The 16,827-nt window shown below is 43.6% G+C and carries 16 protein-coding genes; 11 read left to right on the plus strand and 5 right to left on the minus strand.

The features are described from left to right. Positions 1 to 2: 2 nt before the first annotated feature. From flgK to ACH19P_RS06080, 11 genes are all read left to right on the plus strand, one after another. Positions 3 to 2,012, plus strand: coding sequence for a flagellar hook-associated protein FlgK (flgK, locus tag ACH19P_RS06030; protein ID WP_462157623.1), 2,010 nt, complete (start codon positions 3 to 5; stop codon positions 2,010 to 2,012). A gap of 5 nt (positions 2,013 to 2,017) precedes the next feature. After that, the gene (flgL, locus tag ACH19P_RS06035; protein ID WP_462157624.1) at positions 2,018 to 3,265 is read left to right on the plus strand and encodes a flagellar hook-associated protein FlgL; all 1,248 of its coding nucleotides are present in this window, start codon (positions 2,018 to 2,020) and stop codon (positions 3,263 to 3,265) included. Between the two features lie 237 nt (positions 3,266 to 3,502). Then, entirely contained in the window at positions 3,503 to 4,465 is a 963-nt protein-coding gene (locus tag ACH19P_RS06040; RefSeq protein WP_462157625.1) for a flagellin N-terminal helical domain-containing protein, read from the plus strand. A 414-nt stretch (positions 4,466 to 4,879) separates the two neighbouring features. Continuing rightward, the gene (locus tag ACH19P_RS06045; RefSeq protein ID WP_462157626.1) at positions 4,880 to 5,845 is read left to right on the plus strand and encodes a flagellin N-terminal helical domain-containing protein; all 966 of its coding nucleotides are present in this window, start codon (positions 4,880 to 4,882) and stop codon (positions 5,843 to 5,845) included. Positions 5,846 to 6,012: 167 nt separating this feature from the next. Further along, positions 6,013 to 6,975 carry a flagellin N-terminal helical domain-containing protein gene (locus ACH19P_RS06050; protein ID WP_462157627.1) on the plus strand — a complete coding sequence of 321 codons (963 nt, stop codon included), beginning with the start codon at positions 6,013 to 6,015 and terminating at the stop codon, positions 6,973 to 6,975. Positions 6,976 to 7,065: 90 nt separating this feature from the next. Next, positions 7,066 to 7,530: a flagellar protein FlaG gene (locus ACH19P_RS06055; RefSeq protein WP_462157629.1), complete on the plus strand. Its 465-nt coding sequence runs from the start codon at positions 7,066 to 7,068 to the stop codon at positions 7,528 to 7,530. A gap of 28 nt (positions 7,531 to 7,558) precedes the next feature. Then, complete coding sequence (gene fliD, locus ACH19P_RS06060) at positions 7,559 to 8,959, plus strand: flagellar filament capping protein FliD (RefSeq protein ID WP_462157630.1); 1,401 nt, start codon at positions 7,559 to 7,561, stop codon at positions 8,957 to 8,959. Between the two features lie 12 nt (positions 8,960 to 8,971). Continuing rightward, positions 8,972 to 9,397 carry a flagellar export chaperone FliS gene (gene fliS / locus ACH19P_RS06065; RefSeq protein ID WP_462157631.1) on the plus strand — a complete coding sequence of 142 codons (426 nt, stop codon included), beginning with the start codon at positions 8,972 to 8,974 and terminating at the stop codon, positions 9,395 to 9,397. Next, the gene (locus ACH19P_RS06070; protein ID WP_462157632.1) at positions 9,387 to 9,674 is read left to right on the plus strand and encodes a hypothetical protein; all 288 of its coding nucleotides are present in this window, start codon (positions 9,387 to 9,389) and stop codon (positions 9,672 to 9,674) included. Before fliS ends, ACH19P_RS06070 begins: the two co-directional genes overlap by 11 nt. Positions 9,675 to 9,774: 100 nt before the next feature. Continuing rightward, the gene (locus tag ACH19P_RS06075) at positions 9,775 to 10,500 is read left to right on the plus strand and encodes a hypothetical protein (RefSeq protein WP_462157633.1); all 726 of its coding nucleotides are present in this window, start codon (positions 9,775 to 9,777) and stop codon (positions 10,498 to 10,500) included. Beyond that, positions 10,428 to 11,870: a motility associated factor glycosyltransferase family protein gene (locus tag ACH19P_RS06080; RefSeq protein WP_462157635.1), complete on the plus strand. Its 1,443-nt coding sequence runs from the start codon at positions 10,428 to 10,430 to the stop codon at positions 11,868 to 11,870. The genes ACH19P_RS06075 and ACH19P_RS06080 overlap by 73 nt, the downstream gene beginning before the upstream one ends. Positions 11,871 to 11,942: 72 nt before the next feature. Here the strand turns inward: ACH19P_RS06080 and ACH19P_RS06085 are convergent, their stop codons facing one another. Genes ACH19P_RS06085 through pseF form a run of 5 tightly spaced genes read right to left on the minus strand, consistent with a single transcriptional unit; the run spans position 11,943 to position 16,825 of the window. Further along, positions 11,943 to 13,223: a DUF4910 domain-containing protein gene (locus ACH19P_RS06085; protein WP_462157636.1), complete on the minus strand. Its 1,281-nt coding sequence runs from the start codon at positions 13,221 to 13,223 to the stop codon at positions 11,943 to 11,945. Then, positions 13,220 to 14,272, minus strand: coding sequence for a pseudaminic acid synthase (pseI, locus tag ACH19P_RS06090; protein WP_462157638.1), 1,053 nt, complete (start codon positions 14,270 to 14,272; stop codon positions 13,220 to 13,222). The genes ACH19P_RS06085 and pseI overlap by 4 nt, the downstream gene beginning before the upstream one ends. A gap of 3 nt (positions 14,273 to 14,275) precedes the next feature. After that, entirely contained in the window at positions 14,276 to 15,175 is a 900-nt protein-coding gene (locus ACH19P_RS06095; RefSeq protein ID WP_462157639.1) for a DapH/DapD/GlmU-related protein, read from the minus strand. Further along, a complete protein-coding gene (locus tag ACH19P_RS06100; RefSeq protein WP_462157640.1) occupies positions 15,166 to 16,134 on the minus strand; it encodes a hypothetical protein in 969 nt (322 codons plus the stop codon). The genes ACH19P_RS06095 and ACH19P_RS06100 overlap by 10 nt, the downstream gene beginning before the upstream one ends. Then, positions 16,118 to 16,825: a pseudaminic acid cytidylyltransferase gene (gene pseF, locus ACH19P_RS06105; protein WP_462157642.1), complete on the minus strand. Its 708-nt coding sequence runs from the start codon at positions 16,823 to 16,825 to the stop codon at positions 16,118 to 16,120. Before pseF ends, ACH19P_RS06100 begins: the two co-directional genes overlap by 17 nt. Positions 16,826 to 16,827: the final 2 nt, after the last annotated feature.

Consider the following 16,827-nt stretch of genomic DNA (forward strand, 5'->3'; position numbering starts at 1 on the left):
TCATGTCATTTAGCTTACTGAATATTGCAAGCTCGGGCATACGCGCCAACAGCGAATTACTGAACACGACCAGTAAAAATATCGCCAATGTGAACACGGTTGGCTATGTTCGCGAACGCACAGAGCACAGCACTATATTTGATAACCAAGTTGGTCGTGGTGAAACGTATCGACTGTTGAATGAATTTGCACAGCAGCAACTAAACCGTGATGTGTCGAACCGCTCATTCTTCGAGCGCTTTATGGAAGAAGCGCAGCGTGTTGACAGTCAATTTTCAGAAGAATCAAACAGCTTATCGACGCAACTAAATGGCATGTTCAACAACCTGCAAGAAGCGCTGAATCAACCTTCAAGCAGTGTGACACGCTCGTTATTTTTCACCAACGCACAAAATTACGTGGATCAATTAAATCGCTTAGGTGGCATGGTCTCGGAACAACAAAATGTCGTTAATGATCAACTGTCTATCCTTGCAGGTGAGGCGAATCAACTGATCGAAAAAATCAGTGAGTTGAACACGCAAATAGCGGGTATTCATGGCACCGACAACCAAGACCAAGCCAATACGGTGTATAACGAGCGCGATAAAGCGATTAAAGATCTTGCTGAGTTAATGAACATCGAAACCCTTGACGGTCAAAATGGTGAAAAGCAAGTATTCATGGGGACAGGTGAAGCCCTAGTCATGGAAAACGGCACCTTTAATTTGTTTTCTTTACGAGGCGACCCTGATCCCAATCTCAAAGAGTTACGCCTGGATGTTACCCGAGGTGATGCAATCAGTCTCGAGGTGGATGCAAGCCTATTAAAAGGTGAAATCGGTGGCTTATTGGCATATCGTGATGAAGTGTTAGTTCCTGCACAAAACCAATTAGGGCAAATGGCTTTGTCGTTGGCGGATGCGTTTAATCAGCAAAATCGACTGGGTATGGATGGCAACGGTGAGATAGGCGAAGATCTTTTTGAATTGCCAGCAGTGAACGGTTTAAGGCATAGCACAAACACTGGTACATCAAATCTTGTTGCTACGCTTGAACCGGGTATGGGGGCTAACATACCTGCGACCGACTTTCGGATCACTTATATTTCACCTGTCATTGTTGAAATTGTGCCCTTAGATAACTTAGGAGAGCCCATTGGAAACCCATCTACAGCACAAGTACTTGGGGGGGTTATTAATTCAACAACGGTACTAAGCGGAGAGTCCTTCGGGTTAGATATCAGAGCAACCAACGGTGGTGCTGCGGGAGATCAGTTTGACATTAAACTCAATGCTGCCGCAGCAACGCAAATGGAATTGGCAACCATGCGCCCAGAAAAGCTGGCATTGGCGTCACCAATTCGTACTGAAACGTCTCTTAATAACATCAGTGAAGCATCTATTTCTGTTGGCTCAGTGACCGATATTGAAAACTCCACTGGGATTACAGTAGGACCACCACCGAGTTTAACGAATGGCCCAATCACGCTCGTGAAAACAGCCAACCCAGATGAATACACCATCACTGATGGCAGCGGTACAACCACATTTACCATTACTCCCCCGGCTGAAAATATGCTAGCCCAAGCGGGTGCGCCTTACGATACGTATGGATTCGACTTTAATATAGAAGGCTCACCTCAAGCGGGCGATGAATTTACGTTAGAGTTCAATACTGGTGGGTTTGATGATAACCGAAATGGCCAACTGTTAGCTGGGCTGCAGTCTAAAGAGTTGGTTAGAGAAAATGTGCAAACATCTGCTACCGCGGACAATCTGAAAACATTTAACCAAGCCTTTGCGGGAATCGTTACGGATATAGGTATTGTGACCAATCAAGCGCAAACGAGTTTTGCTGCTTTTTCGGCACTAGAACAGCAGTCCAATGCTTGGTATGAGTCTATGGCTGGCGTAAACCTTGATGAAGAGGCTGCTAATTTACTGCGCTTTCAACAAAGTTATGCCGCTTCGGCTAGAGTACTTTCAACAGCACAAGCTGTGTTTGATACTCTGTTAAGTTCAGCGAGGTAAGAGCGATGCGTCTGTCGAATAATCAAATTTTTCAAAATGGGCTCAGCAGTATTTTAGAGAATCAGGTCAAGGTTTCTCGTGCACAAGAACAAATTAATACGCAAAAGAAAGTCCTCACAGCTTCAGATGATCCGTCTGCAATCACTCGTGCAATTTTGTACGGGGATGCCATTGAGATTAATGAACAATTGACAAAAAATCTGAATTTGCTGACCAGCCGATTAGAAACTGAAGAAAGTGTGTTGTCGAACATAAAAGATTCAATTCAGCGAGCGCATACGCTGACTATTCAAGCGGGTGACGGAGCGTACTCAGAACGAGACAGAGAAGGTCTGGCAGAAGAGTTGTCTGCGTTGCAAGAAAATCTGCTCGATTTAATGAACGCCAAGTCAGAAGATGGAAAGTTTATCTTTTCCGGCTATCAAGACAATAAACAAAGCTACCAATTCGATAGCTCTACCGGAACTTATGTCTATGGTGGTGACCAAGGTCAACATAAGGTCACGGTTGCCGAGGGAGTCAGTATTCGCTCATCAGATAATGGTTTTGATGTTTTCGAGAAAGTTCCTGCGCGTCTGAATGTCACGAATAATACCGCGACAACCGCAGGGGCCGTTACTGCTGCGACTGTGTATGTTAAAGAACAAAATGCGTTTAACCAATTCCATCAAAATCTTTATAACTCTGATCCAACAGCACCAGCTACTGCGAACACGATAACTGTAGATATTGCTGCAGGTGCACCTGCGACCTATCAAGTGCTGCAAGATGGTGTCGCGTTAACTCCGCCTGTCACAGGCACCTACAACCCAGGTCAGCCTATTAAATTTGGTGGTATCGAAGTGGATATTAATGGGGCTGCGCCCGGTCAGGTTGACTTTGATTTGGCGAGACCTGAGCGCAAAAACATCCTCAATACCCTAGAAGATTTGATCAACGGTATTACCACACCAGATATAAGCGTCGATGATTACGAACAAATTTTGGCTGATGGCTTAGTTCAGCTGAGCAATGGGTTAAACCAAGTGTCGTTAACGCAAGCTGGTTTAGGTGGGCGTTTAAATACTGTTCAGCGTATTGAGTTGTCCAATGCAGACGTAGATATTAACAACAAATCAGCGCGCGCTAACTTGGTTGAAGTTGACATGGCTGAAGCTGTGACAGAGTTGACTCGCCATGAAACTGCGCTACAAGCGTCACAAGCGACGTTTAATAGATTATCTAATTTGTCGTTATTCGACTACTTGCGTTAAATTTGTTTAAACGTACCAAATTACGCAGTTTTGTAAAAAAGAGGACTTCACGATGAGGTCCTTTTTTCATTGAAATATGTTTAAAATTCAATTGATTAAAAAAAATTTAAAATTTTAACTAAAGGATTTTCTTCCCAGCCCGATAACTTAATTAACCAAGCAATGAAGCACCACACGCTTCTGCTTAATTTGAGTAAGTTTGATAGTAAATGAAAAATTTACTGTGGGAGAAAGATCATGGCACTTTATGTAAATACTAACGTTAGCTCAATCAACGCTCAACGTCAGCTAATGAACTCTGGTAACGCTTTAGATACTTCATTTAAGCGTTTATCTTCAGGCTTCCGTATCAACAGCGCGGCTGATGATGCAGCAGGTCTACAAATTTCAAACCGTTTGACTTCGCAAATCAACGGTCTAAACCAAGGTAACCGTAACGCGAACGACGGTATCTCTCTAGCGCAAACTGCTGAAGGTGCGATGGATGAAGTTACAAGCATGTTCCAACGTATGCGTACCCTTGCTTCTCAAGCAGCTAACGGCTCAAACACTGACGAAGACCGTTTAGCGCTTCAAGAAGAAATTCGCTCACTTGCTGCAGAAGTAAACCGCGTAGCTGGCGACACTACATTTGGTGGTCAAAACCTACTAGACGGTTCGTATGAAGCTAGCTTCCAAGTAGGCGCTGATGCTGTACAGACTATCGGTTTCTCAATGAAGAACGTGGGTGGTACTGCGAACTCTTTGACAGCGAACGGTGGTTTCACCATGTCAGGTATTGCGAGCATTGCAACTGGTGTAACTGGTAAGGGCATGTCTGTTTACGCTGAAGGTATCAGTACGGTAGGTACAGGTCTAACCGCAGCAACTGCAGGCTTTTCAAACTTCGGTGCGACAACAATCAGTGTATCTTCTCAAGTAAATGCACAGCAAGTACTTGCAGGTATGGACGCAATGATTGCGGTAGTTGATAAAAAACGTGCAGAGTTAGGTGCGGTTCAAAACCGATTCCAGTCAACTATTCGTAACCAAGCGAACATTGCTGAAAACTTAAGTGCTGCGAAATCTCGAATCAAAGATGCTGACTTCGCTGCAGAAACAGCAACGCTGACTAAGAACCAAATCTTACAGCAAGCTAGCCAAACAATCTTGAGTCAAGCTAACCAGCGTCCTCAAGCGGCTCTAAGTCTTCTAGGCTAAGGTCGATAGAAATAAAAAAGCGTCCTTATCGATGGGGTATTGATAAGGACGCCGTATAGGATTTAAAGCGGAAGCTAATTGCTAAAATCCAGTGTTCAGTGTTTTACAACCGAACTAGTACATTAAAGCACAACACGTGCCAAAGTTAATCCAGAAATTTGGCACTTGCTAATCAAACTCTCAAATTCACTAAAAAGGGGCCTGCCAGGGCCCCTTTTTTTCGTCTACGCATAATTGGTCTGGTAATTGCTACCTAATAAATAGTCTACGCGGCAAGTCAATCTAAGGGCACTTAATTGCCTGTATTTGGCTGGAAGCGGCGTAACTTTACCGCTTTTCAAAACGAAAGCGGCGACGTGACGCCGCACCAAGCGGCATACCGTACAGTGTGAGAGTGAATTAAGAGAGGCAATTATGGCTTTATATGTAAATACCAACGTCAGTGCATTGAATGCACAACGCAACCTAGAGCGTTCAGGTAATGATCTGGATACATCATTTAAACGCTTGTCATCAGGTTTACGTATCAACAGTGCCGCAGATGATGCTGCGGGTCTACAAATCACCGACCGTTTGCAATCGCAAATCATGGGTTTGAACCAAGGCAATCGTAACGCCAATGATGGTATCTCGCTTGCGCAAACAGCTGAAGGTGCAATGGACGAAATTACCAACATGTTCTTGCGAATCCGTGTGCTAGCGGCACAGGCAGCCAACGGTTCAAACACCGATGAAGACCGCCTTGCACTGCAACAGGAAATTCGTCAGCTGTCAGCTGAAGTAAACCGTGTCGCAAGCGATACAACGTTTGGTGGTCAGAACCTACTTGATGGTTCATACGAAGCAAGTTTCCAAGTGGGCGCCGATGCGATTCAAACAATTGGCTTCAGTATGAAAAATGTGGGTGGCACGGTTAACTCCATGACTGCCAATGGTGGTTTTACTATTTCAGGTATTGCCAGTGTTGCCTCGGGTGTGTCGGGTAAAGCTATGTCAATTTTAGCAGAAGGTATCAGCACAGTGGGCACCGGTCTGACTGCGGCCACTGCGAGTTTTACCAACTTTGGCGCTACAACGATCAGTGTGTCTAGCCAGGTAAATGCGCAGCAGGTGCTTGCAGGTATGGATGCGATGATTGCAGTTGTTGATAAGAAGCGTGCGGAATTAGGTGCTGTTCAAAACCGATTCCAATCGACAATTCGTAACCAAGCGAATATCTCAGAAAACTTGAGTGCAGCTAAATCGCGAATCAAAGACGCAGATTTCGCACTAGAAACGGCAAAACTGACCCGTAATCAGATTTTACAACAGGCGAGTCAGACAATTCTTGGTCAGGCGAACCAAAGACCTCAAGCGGCTTTGAGCCTACTTCAGGGTTAATAAAAAATTAATTTAAAATTTTTTTAAAAAAGAAGCTAAAGCTTTCGCTTTATTTGTCGATAAGGACTTAGAGAACTGTAAATCTAGGGCTCTAAACCTATAAGAATAGGCAACTGGGTAGGGGTATCCCGTTGTTTATCCTTTTCGTTAATAAAGCGGAGGCTAATATGGCTTTATATGTAAACACCAATGTAATGTCGTTGAATGCTCAACGACAACTGATGACTTCCGGGAGTCAACTTGATAGCGCCTATAAAAGGTTGTCTTCAGGTTTCCGTATCAACAGTGCTGCAGATGATGCGGCAGGTCTACAAATCTCAAACCGTCTAACTGGTCAAGTTAATGGTTTGAACCAAGGTAACCGTAACGCGAACGATGGTATCTCTTTGGCACAAACAGCTGAAGGTGCGATGGACGAAGTAACAAACATGTTCCAACGTATGCGTACCCTTGCTTCACAAGCAGCTAACGGTTCAAACACTGACGAAGACCGTTTGGCTCTTCAAGAAGAAATCCGTTCACTCGCATCTGAAGTAAACCGTGTAGCAAAAGACACGACCTTTGGTGGTCAGAACCTGTTAGATGGTACATACAAAGCTAGCTTCCAAGTGGGTGCTGATGCAGTACAAACAATTGGCTTCTCAATGAAGAACGTGGGTGGTACTGCAAACTCATTGACGGCTAACGGCGGCTTCACCATGTCAGGTATCGCGAGCATCGCAACTGGTGTTACTGGAAAGGGCATGTCTGTTTACGCTGAAGGTATCAGTACGGTAGGTACAGGTCTAACCGCTGCAACAGCTGGTTTCTCAAACTTTGGCGCAACCACTATCAGTGTGTCTTCACAAGTAAATGCCCAGCAAGTACTTGCAGGTATGGATGCGATGATTGCTGTGGTTGACAAGAAGCGTGCGGAACTAGGTGCGGTTCAAAACCGTTTCCAATCTGCTATTCGTAACCAAGCGAACATTTCTGAAAACCTAAGTTCAGCGCGTTCACGTATCAAAGATACAGATTTCGCGTCTGAAACGGCTCGTCTTACTAAGTTCCAAATCTTGCAACAAGCAAGTACGTCGATCTTAAGTCAGGCTAACCAACGTCCTCAGGTAGCCCTATCTCTATTGGGTTAAGCTGATACGTAGCTTGTTGGGAGGCGGCAAGTATATGCCGCTTCTCTGATGAGCTATAGTAAGGGTAGATACTGATTATGTGAGGTAACTATGGCTGATCTGAATAATGTTTTGGAGCTCAACCTCCGAACGAAGCCCAGTGAGGCGGTATCGAATGCGCAGCAAGCCGTGAGTGATCAAGAAGTAACTGGCTTGAATATTGCAAATGATAAACTTGGCGCATTGGCCGATGAAGCAAAAGCAAAAGCGCAAGGTAACAATGCCGAAAAAGACGTTCTGTCTGAAGGCGATGAGCAATCGAGAGAGCAATTCTTTGAAGAAATTCGTGAGAATTTAAAAAAACTCAACGAATATATTCCGCTTAAAGCGACCAATCTGATCTTTGAATTTGATGAAATAGGCGATCCGCCTGTGGTCAAAGTCATTGATAGAGAAAGCGAAGAAACCATTCGAGAGATTCCACCAAGGGAATTTCGTGATGTTGCTAAAGCTTTGGAAGAATTTGCCGATAAATTAACATCGAAGACGGGCGTTTTATTTAATAAGACGATTTAAGTAGTAATTTGCATTTGGGAGTTTTTTTATGCCACTAATCACCTCAGCCGGTATTGGTTCTGGCCTTGACTTGGAAAGTATTATCCAAGCATCGGTCGAAGCTGAAACCTACCCTAAATTGCAATTATTCGCCGAGAAAGAGAAAAAGCTGCAAGTCGAACTCTCTGGTATTGGTGCCGTCAAATCGGCGCTGTCTCAGCTGCAAGAAACAATCAAAAAGCTCGCGGATATGAGCACGTTCCAAAAACGCGAAGCTTCAATCACACAACCCGCTTCTGGTGAAGCTATTTCAGTGACGACCACCAGTGATTCAACGCCAGGTAATTTTGATATTGAAGTGAATCAACTGGCTCAGGGCAGTCGTGCTGTGTCAAATTCAAGCTTGTTTAGCGCAGGCTCTGATGTGGTTACTGCATCAGGTGGGACACTGACTTTCACTGCTGGCAGCAAAACATTTGACGTAACCTTAGACGCGGGAGCGACGTTAGACGATCTGCGCGCGGCAATTAATGACTCCGATTCAAACTTCGGTGTGTCGGCGAATATCGTCAACACTGGCTCTGAAGCGAAGTTAGTGCTGACGTCGAGTGTGACAGGTAGCGGCAATGACTTAGTTGTAACCAACGATACCGCTGAATTAGACAATGTATCAACCGTAGCCAACGCCGGTGGTGCTGGTGGAATGGCTATTGCGACGGCTGATCAAGCGACTGACGCAATGATCACCGTGGACGGTTTAACAATCACGAATGACACCAATACGTTCAAAGATGCAGTGCAAGATTTAACTATCAAGGCATTACAAGAAACGGAAACCGGTGAGAGTGCGCGTTTGCGTGTTAATGTTGATACTGAAGCTGCGACAACACTGATTGACAAGTTTATTGCCGACTATAATAACCTTATTGGCACCATTGGTTATCAAACTCGCCCAACAAGCGGTTTAGCGGGTGATGCAACCATGCGCTCATTGGAGTCGCAAATTTTTAATACCTTATCAACGACTATGTCTGGTGTAGAACCATTCGGTACGCTTTTTGATATCGGTCTGACAGTTGATAAAGACGGTTATTTAGAAAAATCGTCGACGGTACGAAGCCTAAGTGAGTCATTAAGCGATTATTTTCCACAAGTTGGAGAGCTTTTTGCAGGAGTTGGCGGTATTGGTGAAAAGTTCGAAGAGACACTGGGCAACTATCTTGATTCAGGTGGTTTGATCAAAGTCCGAGAGCAAAGTCTGAATTCGGAGCTCGACGATTTAGATGATGATGTTGCAAACCATACTTATCGTATGGAACAGCTCGAAGCCAGATTAAGAAAGAAATACTCGGGATTGGATGTGCTGTTGGCGCAAATGCAATCTTCTCAGCAGTATTTAACTGCTCAGTTAGCTAGCCTGCCAGGCTTTACTTCGAACAAGAAATCTTAAAGGGTAGATGTTATGTATAACGCGAAAGTTAGAAATTACCAAAAAGAAGCACTTAAGACGCAAGTAGCAGGTGCAGATCGCTATGAAGTAATCCAAATGTTGATGGCCGGTGCAGTAGAAAAAATGGTGCATGCCAAAGTTGCTATCGAAAAGCGCAGCTTCGAAGCCAAAGCTGAACATATTTCACGTGCTTCTGCTATTTTAGAGGCGCTACGTTCTTGTCTTGATTTTGAAGTAGGCGGTGAAGTGTCAGAGAATTTATATGCGCTTTATAGTTACATGATTGATAGGCTGCTCGACGCTAATCTTCAAAATGATACCAGTATCGTTGATGAAGTGGTTGTGCTACTCAAAGAAATTAAATCGGCGTGGGATGCTATTCCAGCTGATGTGCGCGTGAAAACACTCAGTGGTGCCGAGGCTGCCCGTGCCGGATAATATCCTGCAAAAAATTGAAGACACGTTTTCACAATTTTCCTTGGCTTTAGAGAGTAACGATGAAGCCAAGGCGAATGAGCTTGCCGCTGATTTCGATGCGTTAATCAAAGCATTGTCAGCGGAGCAAATTCAGCAATGGCAAGAGCGTTTAAGTGAACTAAATGAAACGCTTATCGGCCAAATCTCTCAAATCCAGTCACAGCAAGACGAAGTTAAGAAAGACCTTGCGCAATTCTCTAAAAATAGAAAGAACCTTCAAGCGTATAATCAACCATAATACATTCAATAAGCCTGTGACCTTAGTAGGCAAAACCTTGGTTTTCTGAGGTTTTCTTTGCTAGCTTAATAACATCTAAAAAGAAAAGGGTAGGTAAAGCATGAGCAATTCTGACAACTTGAACGATGAGTTGAGTCAATTGCTGGAGTCAGCACAATCATCTTTAAGTGACATAGAGCAACAGCAAAAGCGAGAAGATGAATTTGCACCATTAGCCAATGAACGTTTTCAAAATAACCTGCTAGCTTTTCAAAAATACTATCCCGATATATACAACGCGATTGAGAATTTCGTTCCTCGTGAAGATTTTTGCCTACATGTTACTAAAGAGATGTCTGCTAATTTCGTTAAACAAGGGGAAACTATCCCCATGTATAGCGATTCGCCATTAGAGCAGTGTAAAGAGCAAGTAGAGAAGAACCTTGCTAGCCCTGCGATTAGTGCCGTTAAATATGATTATCGAAATCGCGGTGACAAAAAGGATGACCGTATTCATACCAAGCATATGAATATTGTAAGTGAATTATTGGCGCAAACGCGAGAGAGCAAGCCCAAAGCGCTAAAAGCTATTCCAGAACGCTTTCCTTCGGCCATGGTGTTTGGTGTGGGTTTAGGGTATCACTTACCAATACTTTTTGAACACACCACGTTTGATTACATCTTTATTGTTGAACCCGACTTTGAACTCTTTTACGCCAGCTTGTTCTGTATCGAGTGGGATAAGTTGATTGAAAAAGTTGATAAAGAACTAGGATGTATGTTCATTCACTTGGGATCACGTATGAAGAATTCTTTGATGATTTATTTAAAGTTGTCAAAGATATAGGTGCTTTTTCAATTACTCGTACTTTCTGTTACCAGCATTACCCAAACACAGATTTAAACAAACTAATTCAAGATTTCTTTGCTCAGTACTTTAAATTGCAAAACGGTTTTGGATTTTACAATGATGCCATCACCAGCATCTCACACACTATCGCTCATATGGAAAGTGGTGCAAACTTTTGGGAAAGTGACAAACACGTCCCAGAGGCAATGCAAGATGTGCCGGTGTTCGTTATCGGTAATGGCCCGTCATTGGATGACGCTGAAGAACTACTTAAGCATTATCAAAACGATGCGATTATCCTCGCTGCAGGAACGGCTTTGGGTTCATTGTTGAAGATGGGGATTCAACCTGACTTTCATGTGTTAATAGAACGTCCACGCCGTAATTACGATATTCTCGTAGATACGTTGCCCAAAGAAGAGTATGCAAAGCTTAACCTACTCTCCACCAACGTAATTTATGAGGATACGCCGAAACTGTACAAATGGTCCGGTTTGGCTTTGAAAGGGGCGGAAGCTGGTTCTGACTACTACGCTTTGCTGCGTATAGGTAACTTTAAATCACGCCAAGATATTATCCCGTACTCTAACCCTCTAGTAGCTAACACCGCGATGTCATTTGCGAGTTCATTCGGCTTCAAGAATATCTATTTATTTGGCGTCGACAATGGCACACCAGAGAGCGGCGAACACCATTCTAAATATTCAATTTATAACGACAAAAGCCTAAAAGGTAAATACAAAGCGAAAGGCGGGTACAAGCACAAAGTTAAAGGCAACTTGGGCGGCACTGTATTGGCCAATTCGATGTACATGATTTCTCGTTTCCAAATGGAACAGCTGGTAGCGTATCGTCCTGAGGCTAATTTCTACAACGTTGGCCAAGGTGCGTACATCAAGGGAGCCTATCCTCTCAAAGAGGAAGATGTCGTGTTGGAGTCACTTGGCAGAGAAAAACAGCAATTGGTTGAGGAAATTAAGGCAACCCAGTTTAGTCCCAACACGGTGATAGATGAGGACTATAAGGTGCTTGATCTAGATGCGTTTGAAGAAATAGGTAATAACATCTTGAGTATTACCGAAGAAGAGTTCAGCACCCGTGAAGAGTGTGCGGATATTCTGAGACGCCAAGCCCGATATGTCTATTCACTTCGAGGCGGTCGCTATACACATTATTATCATTTGTTTAAGGGGTCACTGCTTTATTATCACTGTCCGCTTATCACCTTGCTATATAGCTATGAAGATGACGATTTCACCATTGCGAAGACCAAAGAAGCAATGAAGATGTGGAATGATTACATTAAGGATATTTTGCAAGACTTCCCGAAAAACTACAAAACTAAGTGTGATTGGGGGTTAGAATAAACGCTTAAGTTTGTTCTGAATGCATAATAAGCACTGACGACCGGGTTATGACAAATCATGACCCGGTTTTTTTTATGCTATTTTTATCAAGCCATTAGCAAGTGCCGTGTCTACTAACTCCATGACGTCATGAGTATTCAAATCGATGATTTTGGCAATATCAATAAGATCGTTAGTGCCATCACAATATGCGAGAAAATTGAGTAGATTTCTCGCCACGCCGGATGATCCTTTTTGGCTCAGTGTTGGGTAGAGGTTATATTTACTTAGCTTAGGTTCACCGAGCTTGGTCGCTGTATATTTATGATTCTTCTCTAAAAGATTTATACAGCGTTTCACCAAGGTTAAACCGCCATCAAGGCCTGCAGCTGAAATAAAATCTAAATTATCCAAAGAAGTATGATATTCAGGGTATTGGCCATACTTGGTGCGCATCAAAGACGAGATGGGTAAATCAACTCCCGGTGCACAATATTGGCGCTCGTCACTGCCTCTGGTGAGGAATGAGTAGACTTTATGGTTGTCTGGATAATGCTCAGACAAGACTTGCAGAGCGATACGGTCGCTCAGGTTATCTGCGTAGCGTGATTGTACTGTTGAATAATCGCCTTCATCACCGATGCAGGTTAATACAAATCCAGCGACTACCTTTTCTTTGAGCTCAGTTAACGAGCGGCTAAGAAATGTAATAGTGCCAATGGTTTCTGTGGTAAAAACAAAACGGTAACTGTAGTGATTCTTCTGCTTACTCAACCAATCAATTAAGCCCAGCGCGACCAACGGCCCGGATAGTTCATTGTTCGCCATTGATGGGTGGCAAACATAAGTGGAAATTAACACTTCCTGTTCAACGTCACCGGGCAGGAGTAATTCAGCGTAGGTAAGCGAGCCATCTTTTAGTTCACTGTCGATAAATACTTCGTATTGACCCTCTTTAAGTGAGTCTCTTTGCTCTTGGCTTAAACAAAACCCCCAACGCGGTTGGTAGTAAGAAGTGACGTAAGGAATCGCATCAGGCTGCTTAGGCAAAGAGTATAAGTGCGATTGTAACTCTTCTAGCGAAAGCGTCTTATGGATAGGTAATGAATACCCAAGCACATGCAAATTTGAGTTTTTAAAATCAATGATTATTTTGCCATCTGGGTCTTTGACCCAGGCATCTTTGATATTCCATTCACTGGGTACTTGCCAATCAAAAACATCTGTTTTGCTAGGCACTTCATGAATACACAGGTCGTGCAATTCAATTTGACTATTAATTTTATCAAGGGTCTTCCTGACACCATCACCGGTGATGCTGCGGCAAATGGGGAATAATTCAGTTGCTAATTGATAAAGGCGTTCACCATTCATTTCTCTACCATCTCCCATGTAAGCGCACTACCGCGACTGATGTCTTGAGTTGCAACGGTGTTCAATATGTCATTTAGGTGTTTTGGTTCAATACCATGGCCAGGTCGAATACTGCGCACGTTTTGAGGGGTAAATTTTTCTCCTTGGGCAACGTCTTTGACTACATATAAGGAGCGATAGTTTTTGCGTGGTGATGAGCAGCTGTAATCGACATTCCCAATGGCTTGATGAGCATGTCGGATATCGCATACAAATTGTGCCATTTCTTCTATAGGGAGTGAAAAAGGGGAATCAATGGCACCATCATCACGGGCAATTGTGATGTGCTTTTCCACCATACAACTGCCTTTTGCTGTAGCAACAACAGCGGCGAGGCTATCGAGACTGTGATCAGATAAGCCAATAGGCACATTAAAAGAGCGCATCATGTCTTCGATGGTCGATAGGTTAAAGCTACTCGGAGGCGCAGGATAATTGCTGATGCAATGCATTATGCCAACACTCTGGTTGCCATGTTTGTAGCACGCATCCAGCGCCTCAGTAATTTGTTGTTTATTGATAATACCGGTGGAGATAATCAATGGCTTGTTTGTTTTTGCCACTGCCTCAATCAGAGGAATATCCATGGCTTCAAATGAAGCAATCTTGTAAGCAGGACAACCAATGGACTCCAATATATCGAGCCCTCGTTTGGAGAACACGGAAGAAAATAACGCAATACCGCATTGTTTGGCGTAGTCGAATAGCGGGGCGAGCCACTCTTTTGGTGTAGCCCCTTCTTGGTATAGGTCGAACAAAGTGCGCCCTTGCCATAATCCGCTTTGAACTACAAAGTCCGGCAATTGTAACTCTAATGTCATGTCATCAGGAGTGAAATATTGAATCTTCACCGCATCAAACCCTGCCAACTGCGCTTCTTTGATAAGGCGTTTTGCGCGCTCTATGTCATTTTTATGATTCCCCGATACCTCAGCAATCACATATGGATTGCCGCCATTGGTAATGGTTGTCCCATCAAGGATTAGGGTGTTATTTGCTTTACTATTCATAACTTATTTCAATTTAGCACTTAAGTAATGGCGAAGATTTTGCTGATGCGACAAGGCAAAATTACCTGACACATCGTCATTCGGTGCAACGCTCTCAACAACCGTACTACCGAGACGAATTTTAGCGTTGTCGCCAATATGAAGATGATTTGAGATTGTACTATTCGCACCTACCCAGACATTTTCTCCGAGTGTCGTGCGCCCTGCGATATTTGTATGACCACTAATTTCAGTTCGCGCACCAATGACCACGTCATGAGCTATGTTGACGCCAATGCCAACATGGCACTGCGCACCAATACGCGTAACACTGCCATGATGAAGTGCGCGAGACACGTTGGTATTGGCATGTATGTAGCAGTCTTCGTTAATTTCTACACCACCAAAGTGTTTTATATGTACTTTGCGACCTTTGATCATTTTTGGCAGCATGCCCTCGGTGCCAATAGTGCAATTAGGGCCTATATATACCCCTTGGTGCAGGTAAGTATTTGGGCCAATATAAGCCCCAGCTTCAACGGTTACACCTTTGTCTATATGGACCGGCTCACAAATTGTCGCACTAGGTGCAATGTTGACTTGCGCAGAAATAAAGTGACCTAAAGGTTGTTCTTTGTATGAAAACTCGTTGTGGAATTGATGGAAAATCTCATTTGCATCGGCACTGATAATAACGGGCTTGTCGGTGTCACAAAATAAATCCGTGGACAAAATACAAGCAACATTTGGATTTTTATTAGCTTGTAGAAAATACTTTCTTGCCGTTGCAAGCACCACAGACTGTGGTAACAAACCCCAACTGAAGTCAGTGCCGCGCACTTCTATAGGGGTGTCGAAATTGTGAAAAGTGCACAGCTCGAATGGCGCGAACAATGGCAAACCTTTTTCAATTTTCATAGACATAATATCGCCTCTGCAATTCTATTTGCGCCATTCGCGTCGAGGCGCTCTCCTTGCTTTGATGGTGTTGCGCTGTTCATAAAGTGTAGTAGTTTCTCTAAATTCACTTCAGTAAGAGGGTTTTCAAGTGGCCCAAGATTCAGACCTATATCAAGTTGTTGCCAAGCCTGAGCAATATTCACCTGATTATCTGCAATAGTGCCGTAGGCAAAAGGCAGTCCCAAATAACACATTTCATAGCTTAATGTACCTGCCGTGATGAGTGCTACATCACAAAAGCGGAGCATGGCAAGTAAATCTTGCTGATTCAGATGTAATTGAATGTTCTTCGGTTGTTCTTGGGTATAGAGCGTCGCGCTTCGTGATGTATCACTGCATGCAAGATGAATGGGATACACATACTGTTCACTGAGCTGTTTGGCTATGTGATAGCTCGCGCCACCATCATCTCCGCCACCGAAGCAAATAAACAATCCCCGTTGCGATGGCGTATAACTGTGCTCGGCTACACTGGGATTTAAGACAGCGAATTGAATACCCAGTAATAATGTCGGTGATGTTGTAAATGAGCAATGTTGATACCATTGTTTACATGCTGCAGGATTGATATTGATTAATAGTTCACTCTCATAATGTCCATCACAACGATTGTCATATTGGGCAAGTTTCAGCCCTTCACTTTTTAGTACTCGTTGATAAACACTATCGCAGTGATAGTGATCAACCAAAATAGTCTTAATGCCTAGCTGGTTGCACAAACGAGCAGTTTGTAATGCGTCATCCGCAGGTGAAACTGTATATACGTCATTAAAGTGATGTACTGTAGCAAGGGTGCTATCGAGCGAAATAATCGCGACGCATTGAGCCCCCTGACGTGTTAACGCTTTTGCTATCTCATTGCAGCGCGCAAAGTGGCCTTTGCCTACTTTGGCAGACACATTGAACCTAAGCGCTATCTTCATGATGCGTTTTCATTGCTTTAAAAAATAGCTCAGCCCTTATCCAGTCATCTGGCGTATCAATATCGTGCACAAGGTAATTTGGCAGAGCATGAATCATCGCGTTGGAGGAGTTGATAACAGGGTTAATCGTTTTATCTACCTCGGTTTTGTACCAGTAAAATTGGCCTGCATCATGATAAACGGGCTTTAAATCTTGCGAGCGGCTCTTCTGATGTTCAGGAAAGACTAATTCAGGTCCATTATTCTCGTACAAGAATCCACGGAATGGGCTGTAATGAAATTCAGTCGCAGAAAAGCACGCATTTTTAGTCTCTGTAGCGCTTAAATTATTAAACGATTCTTTTAGAATGTCCGCACTTAAAAATGGGCTAGTAGGGTAAATACAACATACATAGTCTACTTGTACCCCCTGATTTTCATAAAAGTCTAGCCCATGCTGAATCACTGCTCGGGTAGGGGTATGATCGCCAGAAAGGTCATCTGGGCGAAAGAATGGTACTTCAGCTCCGCATGTTCTGGCTTGCTCAGCTATTGCTGGGTCATCGGTTGAAACGATGACCTTATCAAATAAGCCGCTGTGCAGCGCTGTTTTAATGGCGTAGCAAATAATCGGTGTACCACAAAACGGCTTGATGTTTTTGTGCAAAATACGTTTACTGCCGCCACGCGCAGGAATTATTGCTAATTTCATGT

It is taken from the genome of Pseudoalteromonas sp. GB56 (assembly GCF_054923835.1).